The organism is Chroococcidiopsis thermalis PCC 7203 (genome assembly GCF_000317125.1).
Lineage (GTDB): Bacteria > Cyanobacteriota > Cyanobacteriia > Cyanobacteriales > Chroococcidiopsidaceae > Chroococcidiopsis > Chroococcidiopsis thermalis.
The window spans coordinates 1,600,226-1,621,178 of the sequence record NC_019695.1 but is presented as its reverse complement, the minus strand read 5'-3'; the positions used below and the strand labels follow the sequence as shown (position 1 = coordinate 1,621,178).

Sequence of the window (20,953 nt, the reverse complement as noted above, 5' to 3'; positions counted from 1 at the left end):
AATTATCCTTCGTAGCATGTCAAAAGTGGTAGTGGCGGGTTTCTACTTTTATTTTGTTTCACTAACATCATCGTGGCAGCAGCAAAAGTTTTGCCAACTGATGCCAATTCGTAAATAGAATTTTTTGTTGCTGGTACTGATAATTCTACATTTGCTAATCCATAGTCTTTTACTAGCAAGGGACTACCATCTTTTACTACTGCAATAGAAAGCCCAGGAATAGAACGACTAATTCTTAAAATTTCAATATATTCGTCCATTGCGATCGCTTCTAAGCTACTTTAGCTAAAAATTGCATGACTGCTTGGTTAAATATTTCTGGGAACTCCATCCAATAATTATGTCCACCTTTCTCCGATACGACTAATTCTGCATTAGGAATATTCGCAGCTAACTCCTCAGAAAAATTCAAAGGAATAAATATTTCATCTTTACCAATAAGCACTAAGGTAGGAGCAGAGATTCGATGGATATCGTCTCTTATATCGTGTTCTAAAAGAGCAGCGATTTGTCCTACAAAGCCATGCGTTGGTTGAGGATGTGCATGATTCAATCCCAGGTTTACCGCTGCTGTAACTCGCGCCTCATCTGCTAAAAATTCATCTGTAAACACCCATAAGCAAATCTCTTGCAGTCGGGTTTCTGTAGAAACCTGTTCCTCAAGCATTTTTAACCATAACTTAGTTAAATATCTAGCTCTAGCTGGAAACTTAGCAGATGTCGCGACCAAAATTAGGCTTTTCACAACTTCTGGATATTTTAAAGCAATTTGCTGAGCGATCGTTCCACCCATTGAAAAACCTAAAATATGGGCATTTTTAATATTTAAAAACTTCAATAATTCCACTATGTCATCAGCCATCATTTCAGTAGAGTAAGGTATATTAGGAGAATCAGATTGCCCTACGCCGCGATTATCAAGAACAATAACTCGATACTTTTGAGAAAATGCAGAAATCTGATCTGCCCAAGCACTACTATCCAAGCTCAAACCTTGAATTAGGACTAAGGGCTCTCCAGCTCCATGTACCTCATAGTACATATTAATATTGCTCAACTTAGCTGAAGGCATTCTTTTCTCCTTTTTTGGCTTTACATCTTATTCGGATAGTAAAATATCTTCCATCTTTTGCGCCTTTGCGTCTTTGCGCGACATTTTAATTTAACTGTATCGGCAATCTAACCTGAAACTTTGTCTCTCCTGCCTTTGTCTCAAACCTAATATCACCCTTATGCTGTCCGACAATAATTCGCCGCACGATATCTAACCCTAAACCCGTCCCTTTCCCCACTTCTTTCGTAGTAAAAAACTGTTCAAAAATCCGCGACTGAATCTCTGGTGCAATTCCCACACCATTATCAACAATTTCTACCAAAATGCGATCGCCCTCTTGACAAGTCCTAATCCAAATTTGTCCTTTACCACCCGTAGCATCGATCGCATTATCAATTAAATTCGTCCAAACTTGATTTAACTGACTCCCATAAGCACTAATCTTAGGTAAACTGCCATACTCTTTATGCACGCTAACACCTTGTTTCAATTTGTACTTGAGAATCGTTAACGTAGTATTAATTCCCTCATGAACGTCTACTTCTTGAATGGGGGCGCGATCCATGTAGGAATATTCCTTCATCGCTTTAACTAATTCTCCAATCCGCCCCGAACTTTGTTGTAATTCATATAACAATCCGCTTCCCGTAACTGTTGCATCCAACCAGCGCAATACACTACTCAAACATTCAGGAGTAATATGAGCTGTAATTTCATCTAATTTTTCTGTTGTAATTCCAGCGTTGACTAGTGTAGGAGCAAGTTTCCAACTTTCTTTAACCTTGCGATCGTCCAACCAATCAGTAACCTCATCTTCAGCTTCACTTTGAGCAATTGGATCGCGACGAGAACAAGTTTTTGCAGTTGCGATCGCTTGTTTATACAAGTCACATAAAAAATCGATTTGTTCCTTATTTAAAGGCTGCTGATGTAGCTGCAACGCCAAAGCAGGTAATTGCTGTAAAATCTCATCTAAATTTTGAACGTTTCTTTTTACCGCCGCCGCCGGATTGTTCAATTCATGTGCTAAACCAGCCGATAAAGTACCAAGAGAAATTAATTTTGCTTGTTGCTGGGTGACAGATTCGTGGAGTTGCGATCGCTGCGTAGCAATTTTTAAAATACTGCGCCATACTTGAGGGCAAATTTCTAACATCTGCCAAAAAGCTTCTGGATGGAGTTTATAAAGTGTAACGGGAGTCAAGGCGCGTCCGCTGGTGGGATAGGGTTCGTCTAGCAGTAAAATTAATTCTGCAAATACTTCCCCAGAACCTAAATTGACGGCATGTGCTGCTTGTCCATCTACAGTTCGCGTCCATTCTGTAACTCCTTCTAAAATAATATAAAATCCATCTGGCGGATCTCCTTGTTTGGCAATTTGCGTACCCGCATCGAGTTGAATTTCCGTACCGAGTTGATTTAAACACTGCAATTGCTTCTCATCTAAATGAGCAAAAATTGGTACTTGTTGTAGGGATAATTTAGTAGCTGTCATTTCAATTGGTAATTGGTAATTGGTAATTGATGGCTGAGACGCTACGATAAACGTGCTGCTGCTTCCCGTAATCGCTGATTACAGTTAGCGATAATAGGGCTACCGTGGGCAACGGAAATAACTTGTAAGTCGTGTATACTATCAGCTAATGTTTCTAACCATTGACGATAAGCATGGCGATCGCGTAGAAAAAATTGCCTACCTAAAAAAGTCATACCAAAAAATCCATTTGCCCCAATAGCACTTGCTCCCAACCATTGAAATGTAAACTGTCCTTTGGGTGAGTTTTGTTGTAAATATAACTTATTTAAATTAAATAAAATGTCTGTAAATATTAATGCTTTTCCTGTAGGTAATGGTAATTCATAAACGAGTTCCTGCGGACGAATACCAGCAGGTTCGTGACAGATAATGTCATATTTTGGTAATACTTCTTCTGCAATTCCATCTACTGCTACGACTTCTTCAACATATGGTTTTGCAGCGGCGGGACAAATAATTGTAAGTTGTGGATATCGCTGTTTGTATACGCCAGCATCTAGCCTATGAATGCGGTTGGGTACTATTAAAATTTTAGGTACGCCTAAAGACTCAAGCTGTGACATTCCCACTTCGTTGAGTGCGATCGCGCTGTGAATTAGTAAACTAGAGTCTGGCAATTTATAAACCACCATTTCACGTGGAACCATAGTAGAACTTGGTAAAATACCAGTAACGTGCCATAGATTCGGCGCTAGTTCTGCAATTGCACTATGAGGTAAAACATGAGATTGCCACTCATCTTTAGAAGAAGTGCTTTTACGAGGTTTAATTAGAGAGAAGAAAGCATAGAATAGCTCAGAATCTCCTTTTTCTTCTTGTTTCATACACTTATTCCAAAGTCTTTGCATTGGATCGACATCGAAAGCAGAATCGATACTTAATATTGGTAATTGCTCTACAATTACTTGTGAGATTAATAGGAGATCGAACGGATAGCGATGGTGAAGACGTAAGGATGCAACTACAGCTTCCCCAAGGCTAGCTACACTCAACAAAATATCATTATTTGCATCATTAACGATCTCCAAAACTGAGGTGGTTAGTTGTCCTTCATTCGCCACGTACCAAATAAATGTATGAGTATCTAGCAAGAACCTCATGACATGTAATCCTTAAAATCTTCTAGAGGTTCATCAAAATCATCGGATATTATTACTAAGCCTTTAGCGTTTCCTGGCTGACGGCGACGTTGAGTTGCCAATAGCGGCGTGAGTTGAACTAGTGGCTGTTCGTCTTTTGTAATAATGACTTCTTCCCCATGCATTGCAGCTTCAATTAATTCTGATAATTGTTGAGATGCTTCAACAAGATTGACTTGTCGCATAGCTACAACCTCTCTATTTCTACTTTTTTGGTCATTGGTCATTATTCATTTTTTACTTACAAATGTAATTTTGACTTTTGACTTTTAACCTTTGAATTTTGACTTCCCTATTACCCATTACCACCTACAACACATTACTCAAATACCGATGGATGAATTGGACGCAAATCGATCCTTCACCAACGCTAGAAGCCACGCGCTTAATGGAACCGTGACGTACATCGCCCACAGCAAAAATCCCAGGTACGTTAGTTTCTAATAAAAAAGGTTCTCGATCTAACGTCCATCCTTTTGGGCGGTGTCCGTTCTGGCTAAGATCTGTTCCAGTCAAAACAAAACCGCGATCGTCGCGTGCGACAATTCCATCTAGCCATTCTGTTCTGGGAACAGCCCCAATGAAGATAAATAGGGAATTAGCCGGAACGACTTCAATTTCACCTGTTTGGGTATTTTGAATCGCGATCGCCTCTAAATTTGTCTCTCCTTTTACCTCCACCACCTGAGAATGCACCTTAACTGTAATATTTGGTGTCTCGGCAATTTGGTCGATTAGGTATTGCGACATGCTACTAGCAAGAGACTCGCCCCGCACTAACATCGTGACGTGGTGGGCATAGCGAGAAAAATACATCGCCCCCTGTCCGGCAGAGTTTGCACCACCAACGATGTAGACTTCTTCCCCTTGACAAGCTAGGGCTTCGGTTTGCGCTGCACCATAGTACACACCCGCCCCAGTCAATCGATCCATTCCTGGGACGTTCAACCGTCGCCACGAAACGCCCAACGCCAAAATTAAAGCATGACAGCTAATTTCGCTGCCATCGGCGAGAGTTATAATCCGATAGGGATCTTCTATGCGAATTCCCTGCACTTCTTGGGGATTGAGAATCTCTACACCAAAACGTCTAGCCTGGGTGACTGCCCTTCTCGCCAAATCGCCACCACTCAAACCCACAGGAAATCCCAAATAATTCTCAATCCGCGAACTCGTTCCCGCTTGTCCACCTGGGGCTTCCCGTTCGATCAATACCGTGTGCAACCCTTCCGAAGCACCATAAACCGCAGCCGCTAAACCTCCTGGTCCTCCTCCTACAATCGCCAGATCGTAAAATGGTTTTCCAGCTTGAGTCTGTAGCCCAATTTTGGCTGCAACCTCCAAAGGCGAAGGTTTGAGTAAACTGGAACCATCGGAAAATAGCACCAGCGGCAAATTTAATTTATCGCAGTCGGCGTATTTAACTAAATCCTGCGCTTCCTCTGACAATTCAATATCCAACCATTGATAAGGTAATTGGTTGCGGGCGAGAAAATCTTTAATCTCGTGAGAATGGGGCGACCAGCGATTGCCAATTACGCGAATCCCATCAAAAGGCGGACGGAATTGCGATAACCAATCATCGAGGAGATCGTCCAATACTGGATATAACCTTTCCTCTGGCGGGTCCCAAGGCTTCATCAAGTAGTAATCGATCCGCGTAGTATTGATAGCGCGGATTGCTGCATCCGTATCTGCATACGCCGTAAGTAAAGCCTTTTTCGTCTCTGGAAACATCTGTAACGCCTGTTCCAGAAACTCTACCCCAGACATTTGAGGCATTCTTTGGTCTACTAAAAACAATGCTACAGGCTCGTTTCGCAGTTTAAGCTGTTGCAGCGCTTCTAAAGCAACTGCGCCAGACTCCGCCCGCAAAACGCGAAAGCGATCGCCATATTCACGTCGCAAGTCCCGCGCCACCGCTTGCAAAACTTCTGGATCGTCGTCAACTGTTAAAATGACAGGCTTAGTTGTCATGATTGGTAGTTGGTAGTTGGTAATTGGTAGTTGGTAGTTGACGGATAACGGTTAACTGATAACTGTCAACTGATAACCGTTAACTGATAACTGTCAACAGCCATTGCTTAGCTGCTTGCACGTCTTCTCCACTTAAGGCGTGTCCGCCAGGATGCCAAGTGAGGGTTACATCAGCACCAGCAGTCTGCAATATTTTGACTAATCGTTCTGTTTCCTCTGGACTGACGATAGAATCGTTACGTCCGGCTGCAATAAATATGGGGATACCAGTAAGACTGGGTAATTGAGACGGTTCGAGGGGAACCATCGGACGGAATAATACTGCTGCACTCAAAGTATAGGGACGGAGTAACAACATACTGACAGCAATATTTGCTCCATTGGAATAGCCTACAGCAACAACTCGATCTGGTTCAAATCCGTAGCTGTCAGCAGCAGTGGCAACAAAGTTAGCAAGTTCGTGGGTGCGGAATTTTAAGTCTTCTAGATCGAATATCCCTTCAGCTAAGCGCCGGAAAAATCGCGGCATTCCATTTTCCAAAACTTGACCGCGTGGGCTGAGTATTCCTGCATCTGGGATTAATTCTTCCCCCAGCCAAAGTAAATCGGTTTCATCGCCTCCTGTTCCATGTAGCAGTAGTAAGGTGTAAGGTATATTTGGCTCAGCAGCAGGGATAAAACGGTGAGTAAATCCGAGTTGAGTTTGAGGGCGATGGTTGCTGCTACGAATGGGAGAAGTACCAGTTTGCGGTAAATATAGTGATGGCAAAATTGCTTCGATTCGCTGCCGCTTCTTTTCCAGCCAAGGAGGTAGCATCAGGTGAGTTCCCAGTTCTGCTGGTGCTTCATCAACGGTAAAACCTGGGGCATCTGTAGCTAATTCAAAAATAATTCCCCCTGGTTCTTGAAAGTAAATTGAGTGAAAATATTGACGATCTAAGACAGGGGTAACGTTAAATCCTAAATTAGCGATCGCGCTTCTCCAAGCTTCCTGTTCCTCATCGTTACGAGTCCGCCACGCTACATGATGGACTGTCCCCACCGCTACCGCACCTTTCCAAAAATCTGGCGCACACCTGACATCGACAATTTTTCCCGATCCTCCTGCCCCAATTTGGTAGCGAAATATATTCCCTTCTTGTTGTTGAAAATTCCACCCCATCGTTTCTGTCAGCAACTTTGCCGTCAGTTCGTAGCCATCCTCACATAGCATGATTGTATGAATTCCACGGATTGCGTGTTCTGCGGGAATACCGCTAGTAGACCAAGGCGATGAAGTTTGAGGATTGGCTGTAGCTACTAGTTCTACCATCAATCCATCTGGGTCTTTAAAACTCAAGACAGACTCGCCAAACCGTTCTTCGGGACTTTCGTAGCGGATGCCATATTTAATACAGCGTTCGATCCAATAACCCAACGATGCTTGGGGAATGGCAAAGGATACAATTGTCGCTTGTCCCGTTCCTTGACGACCCTTGGGCGCATCAGACCAGACGAAAAACGTCATAATCGTACCAGGTCGTCCTAATTCATCGCCGTAATAGAAATGGTATGTTTCAGGCTCGTCGAAATTGACAGTAACTTTGACTAGACGCAGACCCAAAAAACCAGCGTAGAAGTTGAGATTTTTCTGTGGGTCTGAGGCGATCGCAGTCACATGGTGAATTCCCAGGATTTCTTGGCTCATGTCGTTTCCCTGCTTGCTGTGAGGACACTATGACCAACCCGTACACTGTGTTTCTGAGTTTTCTATATAGTTTTCAAACTCTTAAGAGTACCTATTTAGTTATTTCCGCCACTAAAATCGAACAGCGCAGACTCATGCAAATTACTTAATTTATACCTTGTTTTTCGTCTAAATTGTCTGCCTAATATATTTTGCCGTATCTACCATAAAATAATCAAAAAGTAAAGTCTTTATGAGAGAGGCAATTGAATTATGGTAAGTTTCAATCGAATTGATGTTGCAGCTAGCGAACATATGGGAGCAGTCCGAGTACCAGTCAAGCTTACAAATGCTGTTGATGAAATCTTAGTCAATCGAGGATTACTTAATCCAAATCAGTTGCGCGTGTGTGAAACTGAAGCACTAGTAGACACTGGTGCAGTTCGTACAGTCGTATCTCAAGCTATAGTACAAGAACTGGGCTTAAAAGTTCGCGCTCAGCAGCTTGCTAAATATGCTGATGGTAGAGAGGAAATGGTGGGACTTACTGAACCTGTAATTATCGAAATCATGGGACGGGAGACAACCGAGGCAGTGTTAGTAACTGGGGATGAAGTCTTAATTGGTCAAACTGTATTAGAAACATTAGATTTACTCGTAGATTGTAAAAATCAGCGTTTAATTCCCAATCCCGCTCATCCCGACCAACCTGTTTTTCGGATTTAGATATTTTTGTCAGTTATCAGCTAATTCCAACTTACGACTTACGATTTACAACTTACAACTTCCCATTACCCATTACTACCCCAATGAACCAATATATCGTTATCTTTGACGGCAATTGCAATCTCTGTACCACTCTCGTTCAATTATTAGAAAAACTAGACCAAGGACAAAAATTTCGCTATATATCCATGCAAGATGAAACTGTTTTGCAACAGTTAGGAATTACATCTCAAGATTGCGAACTCGGGATGATTTTAATTGATGCTAATACTCCCAATCGTCGTTGGCAAGGTACAGCCGCCGCTGAAGAAATTGGCAGACTATTACCGATGGGTGAAATATTTGTCAATGCTTACCGTTCTCTACCTGGCTTAAAATGGATGGGCGATCGCACTTACGAACAAATCCGCGATAACCGCTACACTCTATTTGGCAAACGCGACACGACATATAAAACTGTGTACGCCGCCGATTGTGGCTGCGCTTCTGGGGGAGTCGGAAAAGAGAATTGAGGGAGCAAGACAAGTCACAAGTCAAATTTAACTGGTCACTTGGTTGCTGATAATTACTCCCTGCTCACTACTCCCTGCTCCCTTGACCATTAAACACTTCCATAATCTTGCGGCAAATCTGCTTTAACTTGTCGCTGGATTCTGTTTTGGGTTTTGTTTCGCCTTCACAACGCCATTCCTCAACCGTAGAAAATTGCCACTGTTTGCCACGATGATCGAATCCAGCAGCCTCCACGCCGATGCAACGCCGGACATCGCTGATGGGATCTTGATAAAACCGAATTTGGATTAGGATACTGCGACTCTGAAACGATTTACTCCAACCAGGAAAATGAAAGCCAATATCAACCGAGTCAGGATCGACTAACTCTAGTGTTTCTGGATCGTTCGTCCAAGGTTTCAGATCGGCTCTAATTTCAGGAAACTCTGCTTTGAGTAAATTCACCACCGTAGCAATCTTACTTGTAAACTCCAGATTAATCGCTTGCTCGGCTGCATTCACGCGAAACACTCCTGTAGATTGAAATATAGATGAGAGAAGTGAGGGCAGCAAGATTTCTAGAAAGCTCGCTGCTATTGGTAACTAATTTTAACAATTCCCTGAGTGCTTACTTGCGTGACTTGTGATACAAAAATTGTCATTAGTCATTAGTCATTAGTCATTTGTTATTTGTGATTCACAAATGACTAGCGATCGCCATAACGTTTCGAGCGTGTGGGGTTGCTATAAGGATCGATCTAGTTGAAGACCAACATTTCTAGCGCGGATTTGCGATGAAAAGGTTGATTTTCTATCTTTTGAAGATTGTATTTTTCGACTATGGAACTATCATTGGTTTGACTGTAAAGCGCTAACGTCGCAAATGACTAGTGACCAAAAATTATCAAACCCGTATGTAATCTAAGTTACATACGGGTTTGTGCTTAACGATAATTACTTAAGTATAGTATTAGAGCTAGAGATATTCGGTTTGGCGTCAAGTAAACCTTTGCTTGTTTACTCTATATCAACTGTAAGACTTACTCTATTTTGCTGTCATCAAGAAATGATGAAGATGCACCACTATACTATAAAGAAATGATGTTTTCTACTCGGTCAAGGCTAGAAGAGTCGAGAGTCGGGTGGAATGCGCTGCCGAAAGCGCTTCGTTTTGCCATCTTCGCCATTATTGGTTTTTTGCTAATCTTGATGCTGACGCTGCTAGGAGTGTTCAACAGAGAGCCAATGATGCCTGCACCACCTCAGTTACTGACAGAGCCATTTTTACAACTACCAACAGCCAACTCTGTACAAGTAGTGTGGTTTACAGAATTTGCAGGTAGTCAGCACGCAGTTACTTATGGTGCAGGACTGAAACAAACTGCGATCGCCTCTACAGTTAAACTCAGCCGCACGCGAGAAGATCGAGAGTCCCATGTCGGCGCACAAGCTGAAACCGGACAATACCAAAACATCAAACTGCGAGATATCTGGCGACACGAAGCAAAAGTGACGGGATTAAGTGCTGGGGTGCGCGTCCCCTATCGCGTGTCTAGCGTGCGTGAAGATGGCACGACATTCAGTAGCGGTGAATATACCCTTGCTTCCCTGCCTGAATCTGGAACGCCACTCAAAATTTTACTCACCTCGGATCATCAACTCAAACCGATGACAGCAGCAAACTTGCAAAAAGTAGTAGAGACGGTAGGGAGAGTAGACGGGGTTTTCTTTGCTGGAGATTTAATTAATATTCCCGATCGCGCTTCAGAATGGTTTGACGATAATCGTGGTGGCGCGTTTTTTCCCTGCTTGCAAGGAAGGGCAAAATACGAGATTGCTAAAACAGTGTATCGCGGTGGGGCGATCGCTCAATATGCGCCAATATTTCCCGCGATCGGCAATCATGAGGTAATGGGTAGATATGGTAGTGGCGATAGTTTAGGGGAAGAATTCGAGAATTCTATCCCGCGTGCGATTGCTAAAAAACTTTATCCCGAACAAACAGAAACTCAAACAGAACAATGGTTGAAGGATCGTTCCTTTAATACGAATACCTACGAAGAAATTTTCACGCTTCCCGAAACGAGTCCAGGCGGAAAGACATACTACGCCATTACCTTTGGTGATGTACGGTTGGTAGTGCTGTACGTGACAAATATGTGGCGGTCTTACAATCTCACGCCAGATGTAAGAGGAAAGTACCAAGAACGCCAACAAGATTTAGATCGCCCTGAAACGTGGGGCTATGGACAAGTCATTTTTGGTGAAATTGCTCAGGGTAGTCCGCAATATAACTGGTTGGAAGCGGAACTCAAAAGCCAGGAGTTTCAACAAGCGAAATACAAAATTGTTATGTTCCACCATCCGCCCCATTCTTTAGGAGATAATATCGTTCCTGCTTATACCGATCCGGTACAAATTCGCGATCGCGCTACAGATGGTAGCCTCGAAGCAGTGCGATACGAATATCCTAGAGCAGCAGATTACATCATTCGCGATGTCGTACCTTTGTTAGAGACGGCTGGGGTGCAATTAGTTTTTTACGGGCATTCTCACCTGTGGAATCGTTTTATTAGTAATAATGGCACGCACTTTTTAGAAACATCGAATGTTGGCAATACTTACGGTGCGGCTGTGGGAAATAAAAGGCGAAAAGTCCCACCTGGCAATAATAAGGATTATGTTGCGCTAGGCAATCCGAATGGATTAGAACCTATAGTACCAACCATTGCCCCTTTACGAGGTGAAGACGATAAGCCACAGCCTTATATTGCCAGCAACGATATTACAGTTTTTAGTATTTTCAATACGGCAACAGGTACGATTAGTAGCTATCGATTTGACACGCGATCCCCGGGTTCAGATGTAGTTAAGTTTGATGAATTTGCTTTGTAGAGACGTTTCATGAAACATCTCTACATATATAGCGATTCTCGTTATGATACGATACATTCGTAGGGGCGCACAGCTGTGCACCCCTACAGATCTTGTATTTCATCGAATTGAAAAAGGCTATATAAACAATTAAGGATACAACCCTCGGTCAGATAATGCTTGAGCAACACGACCGACACCCAACATATACGCAGCCCCTCGCAAGGATATTTCCCGCTGCCTAGATTTTTGAGACACTTGCTGATATGCTTGCACCATCAAGTGTTCTAATTCTCGGTTGACGCGCTCTTCATCCCAAAATACATAAGACAGCCCCTGCACCCATTCCAAATAACTCACTACAACTCCGCCAGCATTCGCCAGAATATCGGGTAATACTGTTATCCCTCGTGCTTCTAAGATGCGGTCTGCTTCTAGGGTTGTCGGTCCATTCGCTGCTTCTGCTACAATCGCGGCTTGAATTTGGTTAGCATTATCCTCAGTAATCTGATTTTCTAATGCAGCAGGAATCAGCACGTCGCAGGGTAAAGTTAGCAACTGAGCATTACTAATTGGCATGGCGTTGGGAAAACCCTTCAAACTACGGTGATTTTGAGCCGCAAAACTCTTAAGTGCGGGAACATCTAAACCATTTTCGGCGTACACTCCCCCAGCACCAGTAGACACAGCAATGACTTTTGCTCCTGCTTGATGGAGTAACAAAGCCGCCGCACCGCCAACATTCCCAAAACCTTGAATCGCAATCCGCGATCCCGCCAAAGACTTACCCCGTTCGGCAAGTGCCTCTCGCACGGCAATCATCGTACCCCGTCCCGTTGCCATTTCCCGACCCCGCGATCCACCCACCGAAATCGGCTTTCCGGTCACGATTCCCGGTACGGCGTGACCGACGTTGACAGAATACGTATCCATCATCCACGCCATTTCCCGTGCGGAAGTCCCCATGTCTGGGGCGGGAATATCTACAGATGGTCCAATATCCTTGATCAGTTCGCTCGTATAACGTCTGGTAATGCGTTCTAGTTCTCCCACACTATAGCGACTAGGATCGATCGCAATTCCGCCTTTTGCCCCACCGTAGGGAATACCCAGCAAAGCGCATTTCCATGTCATCAACATTGCCAATGCTGAAACTTCTCGCAGGGTTACAGCCGGATGGTAACGAGTTCCACCTTTATAAGGTCCTAAAATATCACAATGCTGTACGCGATGCCCCGCTAACACTCGCACTTCGCCGCTATCGAGTTTAACTGGAATTGATACGGTGATAACTTTGCGCGGGTGACTCAGCATCACGAGTAGGTTTTGGTCTAACCTTAATTCTTTTGCTGCCTGTTCTAGATAACTACAAGCTTGGTCGTAGGGGCAAATATGAGCCGGAGAGGGAGTTTCTAGCGGCAGTGGGGATGTAGAAACCATATTTTTTCCTCTATTTGATTGCGATCGCCCGATTGCGATCGGATTATCTCTCGATCTCTAGCCTATCCTTCCACGATCGAAACACACTAAATTTCTGTAAAATTCGTTACATTTTCATCAGGGAGCAGGGAGCAGCGGAGATTTAAACAATTTCCGACTTAGGACCTACCAGCAGCCATTTTTGCCGTATTTGCATCTAAAAAATGCTGCGATCGCATGATGTCATAAAGATTTGTCTCTGATTCGAGCAAGCAGGCGTGTCCGCTGTAGGGTAGGACAACTAAACGGGAATTTGGTAAAATTCCGAGCAATCGTTCGGCTTCTGCAATTGAAGGTAAAAGACGATCTTGAGCGCTGGCAATTAGTAGTACTGGTTGTGTTAGTTGTCGTAACTGTGTTTTGTCTACATCGAAGTTCTTGATTAAAGCAATTCGCCAGAGAACTGTTTCTGGGGGTACTGAACGAATGACTTTAAGCATTTCGCGACGATCGCTTTTAGTTACTCTCCCCAAGGAGGCAAGAAACGGTAACAATCCCACTGCCCCAAATTGGTAGAAACAAGACGGCACTAAATTTGCAAATTGCGAACCCCACGCTAAGAAAGGACGAAGTTGTACGGAAGAAGCAGGATTGACCAAAATAATGCGGCTAAATAACTCTGGTGCTTTGACTGCTACTTTCATTGCTAGACAGCCACCGAATGACTCGCCGCACAAGTAAACTTCTCTTTGAGGATTTTTAGCAAGTTCTTTGTGAATCAGTTGAATCACTTGTGCGCTCAACACATCCCAACTTGTCATATCATCTGGTGGAATCATCAAACAACGCACGTCAAAAGCAACTTCTAAACCTTCAGTTTGCGATCGCAATAACTGCCCCGTTCCATCCATACCTGGTAAAAATACGAATAGCGGATACTCCGGCTGAAGTTTTTTCGGACTGAGGAAACAGGGACGATTGGAGACTATTGGTGTTGTTGTAGAAAATCGGGAATCGGTAGGGGCGCACTGCTGCGCGCCCGTACTAGGAAGTCGGGAGTCGGGGAATTTTGAATTTTGAATTTTGAATTTTGAATTTTGAATTTTGAATTGCTCCTCTGCTCCTTTATCATTCATAACTAGTAACATCCTTGACGTAACAGCGTCTCGATTTCTGTCTCGCAGCGCTCGGTCAATTCTGAGACAACAGCTTTTGCTTGTTTGCCCTGATATTGTCTCACCTGCTGGGGTGTAATCCACAAGGGATGACCGACGAGAAGGACAACGCGGCGATAAATAACTAAAGGATGCCAGCCAGCGCGATCGAATAAAGGTTCTGAGGGGTCAAATACGCTCAGCAGCCGCAGCGGTACGGCGGAGGTGTTAACTTCTTCTAAAGAGGCGATCGCCACTGGTAAAACTGCCAAGTCCTTGACTGGTTTATGAATCTCTCCACCCGCAGCTGCCCGAATCGCTAAGTGAGCAAATCCGCGCTGAAACTTTTGCATCTGGTAAGGTTGACTAAATTGCACCATTGGCTTTGTCCCTTCGGGAAAGACTCCCACGGCTTGCCGACGTTGCAATAATTCAATTGCTTGATTAAAAAAGCTTTGTTGGCGATATTGGGGAGTTTCCAAAGGAAAACACCCTAATTGACCCGTGACAATCTCGCGCATGACTGGTACTTGTCCCATGTAATGATGGCAAGCAAAGCGGATTGGACGTTCCACTGCCTTCATCAACAGTGGTGCATCCATAAAGCTACGATGATTGCTCACGATCAAAACGGCACTATCGCGAGGAATACGGTCTTCGTAATAGAGAAACTGTTTGGTTCCCATCGAAGCCAGAAACCAATCAGAAATTTGCAGGGGGCTGTTTCCACTCATGCACTACTTTGTATAGTTCTTTTATGAGATCGGCAGCCGGCGATCGCTCGAACGAGTTGCTGCTGTACTTAATCTATTTTTACATTTCTTTGCGAACCCGATCGCATATCTTTGGGAATAGGAGTGAGGAGCGAGGAGCGAGGAGTGAGGGGACAAGGGGGACAAGGGAGAGAAGAGAGCCCAGGGAGCTGAGGAAGTTGAGGGGACAAGGAAGACCAGGGGGACAAGGGAGAGAAGAGAGCTGAGGGAGCGATCGGGAGCTGAGGAAGTTGAGGGGACAAGGGAGACAAGGGGGACAAGGGAGCAATTACCAATTACCCATTACCCATTACCAACTACCAATTCCCTACACCACTCTCCACTTATACAGTTTCTATCAGAAATTGAGCTAATTTTATAGAGTTTAATTATTCGATCGCGATCGCAAGAGTCATAACTCAAGTAATTATGTAGTTGCATTAAAAGTAATGAAAATATATAACTACCAAGGCTGATATATGATAGAGGGAGTTTTTAAATCCTCTGCTTAAGATTCATGAATTTTGCCGATCGCAGCAAAGACACATTCGCTGTTACAACGCCACTATATTACGTCAACGACTTACCTCATATCGGCAGTGCTTATCCAACGATGGCAGCAGATGCGCTAGCTCGGTTTGAGCGATTGTTGGGTAAATCCGTACTCATGATTACAGGCACAGACGAACACGGGCAGAAAATTCAACGAGCAGCAGAAAGTCACGGGCGATCGCCTCAAGAGTATTGCGATCGAATTTCATCTAGCTTTGTCTCTTTGTGGGAGCTGTTGAACATTCAATACGACCGCTTTAGTCGGACGACAGCAACTCAACATGAAGCCATTGTCAAAGAATTTTTTGGGCGAGTTTGGGATGCAGGAGATATTTACTCCGATCGCCAGCAAGGATGGTATTGCGTTTCCTGTGAAGAATTTAAAGAGGAACGAGAATTATTAGAGGGGAATTACTGCCCGCTGCACCCAAATAAACAAGTAGAGTGGCGAGACGAACAAAATTACTTTTTTCGCTTGTCGCGCTACCAAGAACAACTAGAAGCACATTATCAAAAATATCCCGATTTCATCCAGCCAGTCAGCCGTCGCAACGAAGTGCTGAACTTTGTCAGTCAAGGCTTACAGGATTTTTCGATTTCGCGAGTGAATGTAGATTGGGGTTTTCCCGTTCCCGTCGCGCCAGAACAGACGCTCTATGTCTGGTTTGATGCATTGTTAGGATACGTGACGGCGCTGCTCGATCCTGACAGCGAAGCAACTTTGGAAAATGCTTTAGCTCAATGGTGGCCCATTAACATACACATTATCGGTAAAGATATTCTCCGCTTCCATGCTGTCTATTGGCCCGCGATGTTGATGTCTGCTGGTTTGCCGTTACCAGGGCGAGTTTTCGGACACGGCTTTTTAACCAAAGACGGGCAGAAAATGGGAAAAACGATGGGAAATACAATCGATCCCGTAGCTTTGGTTAAGCAATATGGTTCCGATGCCGTGCGCTATTACTTCCTCAAGACGATCGAGTTTGGTAAAGATGGAGACTTTAGCGAAACTCGATTCATCAATACAGTCAACGCAGATTTAGCAGATAACTTAGGTAACTTGTTAAATCGCACCCTGAGCATGGTGCGCAAGTACTGCGCTGGCAAAGTACCGAGTGTAGGAGAAGTAGCTGCCGAGCATCCTCTGAAGGCGATCGCTACCTCTTTAGGACAGGAAGTGAAACAATACTACGAAGTCCTAGCATTCGACCGCGCTTGTGAAGCGATTCTCGATCTCGTCAGAGCAAGTAATAAATTCATTGATGAGAAAGCCCCGTGGAGTCTCTACAAACAAAAGCGACAGACAGAAGTGGAGGAAGTATTGTATGCTGTGTTGGAATCAGTGAGATTAGCAGCCTATTTACTAGCCCCAATTATCCCACATACTTGCACCGAAATTTATCAGCAATTAGGATTTGCGATTGATTTTAATCACAAAGCTCAAACTTTCATTACCACTCCATTCAGTAGTCACTCAAATTGGGGGATACTGAGCGATATACAACAATTGGGGGAGCCTAGACCAGTGTTTCAACGCATAGAATTGGCTCAAAAGGTTTAACTAATAAGTCAAGCTTACAGGGTCGATAGGAATTACTAAAGATTTGAGCCATCGACCCTGTTCTTTTATAGAGTCTAGTGTTAGCAGGGGCGTTTGCTAGAATCAAGACAATAAAAACTTTCAAAAATAACAATTTTTCTTTTTTTAATAAAAGCTTGAGGTATAACAATCATGTTGAGCAATAGAGATTTTGAAAATAGTTCGATCTTTACGCCAGAACAAGTTTTAGAAAATCGAGGTAAAGTAGCAATCTTTATTGATGGGTCAAATTTATTTTATGCAGCGTTACAGTTGGGAATTGAAATCGATTACACCAAGCTTTTATGTCGGCTAACGGCAGGATCGCGATTGTTGCGCTCGTTTTTCTATACAGGCGTAGACCGTACCAATGATAAACAGCAAGGGTTTCTATTATGGATGCGGCGCAATGGCTACCGCGTGATTGCTAAAGATCTAGTTCAGCTACCAGATGGTTCTAAAAAAGCTAACTTAGATGTCGAGATCGCCGTTGATATGATGGCTTTAGTTGGTGCATATGATACAGCAGTATTAGTCAGCGGTGATGGAGATTTGGCTTATGCCGTAAACGCTGTCAGCTATCGTGGGGCGCGAGTTGAGGTTGTCAGCTTGCGATCGATGACCAGTGATAGTTTGATCAATGTTAGCGATCGCTATATCGATTTGGAAACGATCAAAGAAGATATTCAAAAAACACCGCGATCCGGTTATACCTATCGTCCTCTCTCCAGCCTGGATCTTGTCGAGCAACCATCCCCCGATGGTTTAGATACGATCGAAACTTCAGACACTTAACTAGGGAGCGGAGAGCGCACGAGCGCACGAGCAGGGAAAAAGAGGACAAGGGGGACACGGGAGACACGGGAGAAGTCAGAAGTCAGAACTGATTTTTCTCCCTCAGTTCTCGATCGCTCCCGCAGCTCTTTTCTCTCCCGACTCCCTCTTTTTTTGTCAAGATGGAGGCATGAAAAATAATATCTTTCAGCAATTTTTTATGTTTTCTCGCTGCATGGCAGCACCATTAGTAGGTGTAGTACTTGTAACGTTACTATTTGGCTGCGAGCAGCGAACTCAGACAGCAGAAACAGTTGCTCAAGCTCCCTCCTCGCCTCCTCAGCAAGTGCAGCGCGACTTAACTTTTAATGATGTGATCTTAGAGCAGTCAGATAAGCAGGGAAAATTGTTTTGGAAAGTTAAATCGAAGCAAGCAACGTATAGTAAAGATCGTAAAACCGCTCAAGTAGAAAACCCTGTTGGTCAACTGTTTCAAGACGGCAAACCCGTATACGATATTACGGCAAAAACAGGAGAGATTCAGCAGGATGGAGCAAAGTTATTGCTTAAGGGTGAAATTGTTGCTAAAGCTCCTGCATACAATTTGGTATTGCGCGGCAATGAGCTAGAGTGGCAACCAAACCAAGATTTATTAATCGTGCGCGATCGCCTGACGGGAGAACATCCCCAAATGCAAACAGTCGCTCAAGAGGCAAGAGTTAGAAGTCGAGCGGGAATTGTTGAGTTCTTGAATGGAGTCCAGGCAACTGCAAAAGAATCAAACGTGCAAATGCAGACGGAACAGCTAACTTGGCAGTTTCGCGCTCAAAAGTTGATTGGCGATCGCCCGATAAAATTCGATCGCTACCAAAATCATAAAATTACCGACCGAGGGACGGCAGGTCGTGGCGAGTACGATCTGAAAACAAACATTGCTACCTTGGCGCAAAATGCTCAAATTTCTTTACAAGAGCCACCGCTACAAGTGAATGGCAATTCGCTTAAGTGGAACGTTGACACGAAAACTGTAATTGCAGACCAACCCGTGCGCGTCGTGCAGCGCCAGCAGCAAGTCACTGTGAGTGGCGATCGCGGTAGGCTAGAAACGGAAAAACAAGTTGCCTACATGAATGGCAATGTCAAAGGTGTAGGGCAGAAGCAGCAGACTGTTACATCTGACGCGCTTACTTGGTACATTGAAACTCAGCAAATGGAAGCAACAGGCAATGTTGTTTATCAACAATTTCAGCCGCCAGCGACTCTTAAAGGACAAAAAGCCGTAGGCAAGTTGGACGCACAAAATTTTGTCGTTAGCGGGGGTAGGGTTTCGACACAATTCGTACCGCAACCGTAACAAAGGAATTATAGAGGCGCATGGCTGTGCGTCCCTACAGAGGAAACAAAAAAAGTCCGCTCCCAGCGGACTTCAAAATACATAGCTTATGTGGATAAATCCGAACTAATTTGGAATCCCCTTGCCAAGACAAGGGGATATAGCATTAGAAGCGGAATGTCGTTCTCAGCGTACCTACATAAACCGTGTCGTTGTTGTCGTTATGCTCTGGATTAAAGATGACAATGACACCAGGAGTCACATCAATGTTATCGGTGAGCGGAAAGCGATAGAGACCTTCTAAGTGATATGAAGTATCTTGGTCGCGGCGACCGCCAAAATCATTTTTAGCTGTTCTTGGTGGCTGACCGAAGACTAAACCAAGTACGCTACCTTCTTTACCTACATCTTGTAAAGCCAGGGTTGCTGCCCAGTTCCAAATATCAGCAGTTTGTGAAGGGCTGTCTTCATTGAGCGCTACCGTATAACCGCCCCAACCGCCAAGAGTGAAGCCACCCAACTTAAAGCTAGCTTGTACGGCGTACTGGTTGGTGGATGTTGACGCACCGCTGAAGGGGTTGTTAGAAAAGACACTGCCAGTTGCGCCAGAAACGCTAATACCGTTAGTCGCCGTAATATCGCTTACGGTGGAGTTGTCGTAGGTGTGAACGTAGGTCGCACCGATCGCAATGTTATCACTAGGACGGAAGGCAATCTGTCCCAGAGCGGCATAATCACCATTAAACAAACCAAAAGAATTTGTCGGATCGTTAGCATTCCGAGCTAGATAGCTTGCAGAAGCGCTAATTACACCTTTGGGATTTAAGTTGATAGTTAAACCAGCACCATCACCCGCACGATAAATGGGGTTGAAACGTCCGAACCGAGAAATAGCACCGCGACCGCTGCTTTCTAGTAGAGGGTTGAAGGTGAAGACGTTATCGTTGAATTCCCCATTGTCAAAGTCAACTTTGATATCCGCAATTTCGCCAAGCGGGAACTTGTAATAGAAATCGTCAATTTGAACGTCGTTACCTTCATCGCCATCGAAGCCCAGACGAGTCATATTCGTACCCGTCAGACCCGTGCCAAATGGTACAACGTTGCGAGCTTGCAGACGGGTTCTCAACTCGTCTTTTCCGGTGAAGCTGGTGTTAAAAGTCAGACGAGCGCGGTCTGCCAAAACAGTGTTGACATCGTTGTCATCACCTGTAGGTTCGCCACTTCCAGATGCAGCTAGCTCGTTACCACCGAATACGTCAGAAACGGCAACAATCACTTCCCCACTCAGTTTGGTTGTGGTAGAGAACTGATTTGCTTCTAGTTCTGCCGTCCGTGCTTCTAGAGCATCAACGCGACCGCGCAGGGTAGCTAGTTCCGCCGAAAATTCTTCCTGCAATCGCTGTAAGGTTGCCAGGTCTTCTTTGTTGACCATATCGGCAGAAGCGGTGGCAATCAGTTCGTTCACGCGGTCTAAACAAGCGTTTAAACCTGCGGCAAACTCATAACGGGTCAAGGCGCGGTTGCCACGATATGTTCCATCGGGATAACCAGCAATACAACCGTAGCGCTCGACTAAAGACTGCAAGGCTTGAAAAGCCCAGTCGGTAGGCTGTACGTCAGACAGCTGAGAAACGGACGTGACTTGGGCTAGAGTTTCTGGAGCTTTCTCTTCAGATAACTGGGTAACAGATGTTTGCTGTACTTCTTCCAAAGGTAGGGGTTCAGCAGCTTGAGTCCGAGTTGCTACAAACAGGGTTGCTGTTAGTAAAAGGGGACTTAGTTTGAGAGTATTCCAAATAAGTTTCGACATATATCTTCTCACTCACACCAATGCATAGTTGCTGTTGTCAACTCAAGAGAGATTTCAGCTATTGATCGCTCTTGGCTATCTATAATATTCTCACCAATTCACTCAAATTGGA

General features: G+C 44.3%; 20 protein-coding genes. 8 read left to right on the top strand and 12 right to left on the bottom strand.

From position 1 onward, the window contains the following. Positions 1 to 2: 2 nt before the first annotated feature. The 7 genes from CHRO_RS07160 to CHRO_RS07130 form a co-directional block, all read right to left on the bottom strand. Complete coding sequence (locus CHRO_RS07160) at positions 3 to 260, bottom strand: serine hydrolase (RefSeq protein ID WP_041462392.1); 258 nt, start codon at positions 258 to 260, stop codon at positions 3 to 5. Between the two features lie 11 nt (positions 261 to 271). After that, on the bottom strand, positions 272 to 1,072 hold the full coding sequence (locus CHRO_RS07155) for an alpha/beta fold hydrolase (RefSeq protein ID WP_015153528.1): 801 nt from the start codon (positions 1,070 to 1,072) through the stop codon (positions 272 to 274). Positions 1,073 to 1,157: 85 nt separating this feature from the next. Next, positions 1,158 to 2,549 carry an ATP-binding protein gene (locus tag CHRO_RS07150; RefSeq protein ID WP_015153527.1) on the bottom strand — a complete coding sequence of 464 codons (1,392 nt, stop codon included), beginning with the start codon at positions 2,547 to 2,549 and terminating at the stop codon, positions 1,158 to 1,160. Positions 2,550 to 2,590: 41 nt separating this feature from the next. Further along, positions 2,591 to 3,691, bottom strand: coding sequence for a type II toxin-antitoxin system VapC family toxin (locus CHRO_RS07145; RefSeq protein ID WP_015153526.1), 1,101 nt, complete (start codon positions 3,689 to 3,691; stop codon positions 2,591 to 2,593). Further along, positions 3,688 to 3,915: a type II toxin-antitoxin system Phd/YefM family antitoxin gene (locus CHRO_RS07140; protein WP_015153525.1), complete on the bottom strand. Its 228-nt coding sequence runs from the start codon at positions 3,913 to 3,915 to the stop codon at positions 3,688 to 3,690. The genes CHRO_RS07145 and CHRO_RS07140 overlap by 4 nt, the downstream gene beginning before the upstream one ends. A gap of 124 nt (positions 3,916 to 4,039) precedes the next feature. Further along, positions 4,040 to 5,707 (bottom strand): FAD-dependent oxidoreductase, encoded by a 1,668-nt coding sequence (locus CHRO_RS07135; RefSeq protein WP_015153524.1) that lies wholly within the window; start codon positions 5,705 to 5,707, stop codon positions 4,040 to 4,042. A 79-nt stretch (positions 5,708 to 5,786) separates the two neighbouring features. Further along, positions 5,787 to 7,394, bottom strand: a complete 1,608-nt coding sequence (locus CHRO_RS07130) for a VOC family protein (RefSeq protein ID WP_015153523.1) — start codon at positions 7,392 to 7,394, stop codon at positions 5,787 to 5,789. A gap of 252 nt (positions 7,395 to 7,646) precedes the next feature. Here CHRO_RS07130 and CHRO_RS07125 point away from each other — a divergent pair, with 252 nt between their 5' ends. Both CHRO_RS07125 and CHRO_RS07120 read left to right on the top strand, forming a co-directional pair. Further along, a complete protein-coding gene (locus CHRO_RS07125; protein WP_015153521.1) occupies positions 7,647 to 8,099 on the top strand; it encodes a clan AA aspartic protease in 453 nt (150 codons plus the stop codon). An 83-nt stretch (positions 8,100 to 8,182) separates the two neighbouring features. Then, positions 8,183 to 8,611, top strand: a complete 429-nt coding sequence (locus CHRO_RS07120; protein ID WP_015153520.1) for a thiol-disulfide oxidoreductase DCC family protein — start codon at positions 8,183 to 8,185, stop codon at positions 8,609 to 8,611. Positions 8,612 to 8,678: 67 nt separating this feature from the next. Here the strand turns inward: CHRO_RS07120 and CHRO_RS07115 are convergent, their stop codons facing one another. Then, positions 8,679 to 9,113: a hypothetical protein gene (locus CHRO_RS07115; RefSeq protein WP_015153519.1), complete on the bottom strand. Its 435-nt coding sequence runs from the start codon at positions 9,111 to 9,113 to the stop codon at positions 8,679 to 8,681. A gap of 576 nt (positions 9,114 to 9,689) precedes the next feature. Between CHRO_RS07115 and CHRO_RS07110 the strand changes: the two genes are divergently transcribed. Beyond that, positions 9,690 to 11,486, top strand: coding sequence for a metallophosphoesterase family protein (locus CHRO_RS07110; RefSeq protein WP_015153518.1), 1,797 nt, complete (start codon positions 9,690 to 9,692; stop codon positions 11,484 to 11,486). A 129-nt stretch (positions 11,487 to 11,615) separates the two neighbouring features. Here the strand turns inward: CHRO_RS07110 and CHRO_RS07105 are convergent, their stop codons facing one another. From CHRO_RS07105 to CHRO_RS07095, 3 genes are all read right to left on the bottom strand, one after another. Next, entirely contained in the window at positions 11,616 to 12,905 is a 1,290-nt protein-coding gene (locus tag CHRO_RS07105) for a Glu/Leu/Phe/Val family dehydrogenase (protein WP_015153517.1), read from the bottom strand. A gap of 158 nt (positions 12,906 to 13,063) precedes the next feature. Next, complete coding sequence (locus CHRO_RS07100) at positions 13,064 to 14,020, bottom strand: alpha/beta fold hydrolase (protein ID WP_015153516.1); 957 nt, start codon at positions 14,018 to 14,020, stop codon at positions 13,064 to 13,066. Between the two features lie 2 nt (positions 14,021 to 14,022). Continuing rightward, positions 14,023 to 14,772, bottom strand: a complete 750-nt coding sequence (locus tag CHRO_RS07095) for a lysophospholipid acyltransferase family protein (protein WP_015153515.1) — start codon at positions 14,770 to 14,772, stop codon at positions 14,023 to 14,025. Positions 14,773 to 14,795: 23 nt separating this feature from the next. On the opposite strand from CHRO_RS07095, the gene CHRO_RS31745 reads away from it, so the two are divergent. The 5 genes from CHRO_RS31745 to lptC all read left to right on the top strand — a co-directional run bounded on the left by CHRO_RS31745 (position 14,796) and on the right by lptC (position 19,049). Next, positions 14,796 to 15,017, top strand: coding sequence for a hypothetical protein (locus CHRO_RS31745; protein WP_181824284.1), 222 nt, complete (start codon positions 14,796 to 14,798; stop codon positions 15,015 to 15,017). Positions 15,018 to 15,041: 24 nt separating this feature from the next. Further along, positions 15,042 to 15,164: a hypothetical protein gene (locus tag CHRO_RS34250; RefSeq protein WP_281168629.1), complete on the top strand. Its 123-nt coding sequence runs from the start codon at positions 15,042 to 15,044 to the stop codon at positions 15,162 to 15,164. A 143-nt stretch (positions 15,165 to 15,307) separates the two neighbouring features. Next, the gene (gene metG, locus CHRO_RS07090; protein ID WP_015153514.1) at positions 15,308 to 16,903 is read left to right on the top strand and encodes a methionine--tRNA ligase; all 1,596 of its coding nucleotides are present in this window, start codon (positions 15,308 to 15,310) and stop codon (positions 16,901 to 16,903) included. 171 nt (positions 16,904 to 17,074) lie between these two features. Beyond that, on the top strand, positions 17,075 to 17,716 hold the full coding sequence (locus CHRO_RS07085) for a LabA-like NYN domain-containing protein (RefSeq protein WP_015153513.1): 642 nt from the start codon (positions 17,075 to 17,077) through the stop codon (positions 17,714 to 17,716). A gap of 169 nt (positions 17,717 to 17,885) precedes the next feature. Continuing rightward, entirely contained in the window at positions 17,886 to 19,049 is a 1,164-nt protein-coding gene (gene lptC, locus CHRO_RS07080; protein ID WP_199755393.1) for an LPS export ABC transporter periplasmic protein LptC, read from the top strand. 145 nt (positions 19,050 to 19,194) lie between these two features. Here lptC and CHRO_RS07075 read toward each other — a convergent pair whose 3' ends face one another. Further along, positions 19,195 to 20,841 (bottom strand): iron uptake porin, encoded by a 1,647-nt coding sequence (locus CHRO_RS07075; RefSeq protein ID WP_015153511.1) that lies wholly within the window; start codon positions 20,839 to 20,841, stop codon positions 19,195 to 19,197. Positions 20,842 to 20,953 lie beyond the last annotated feature (112 nt).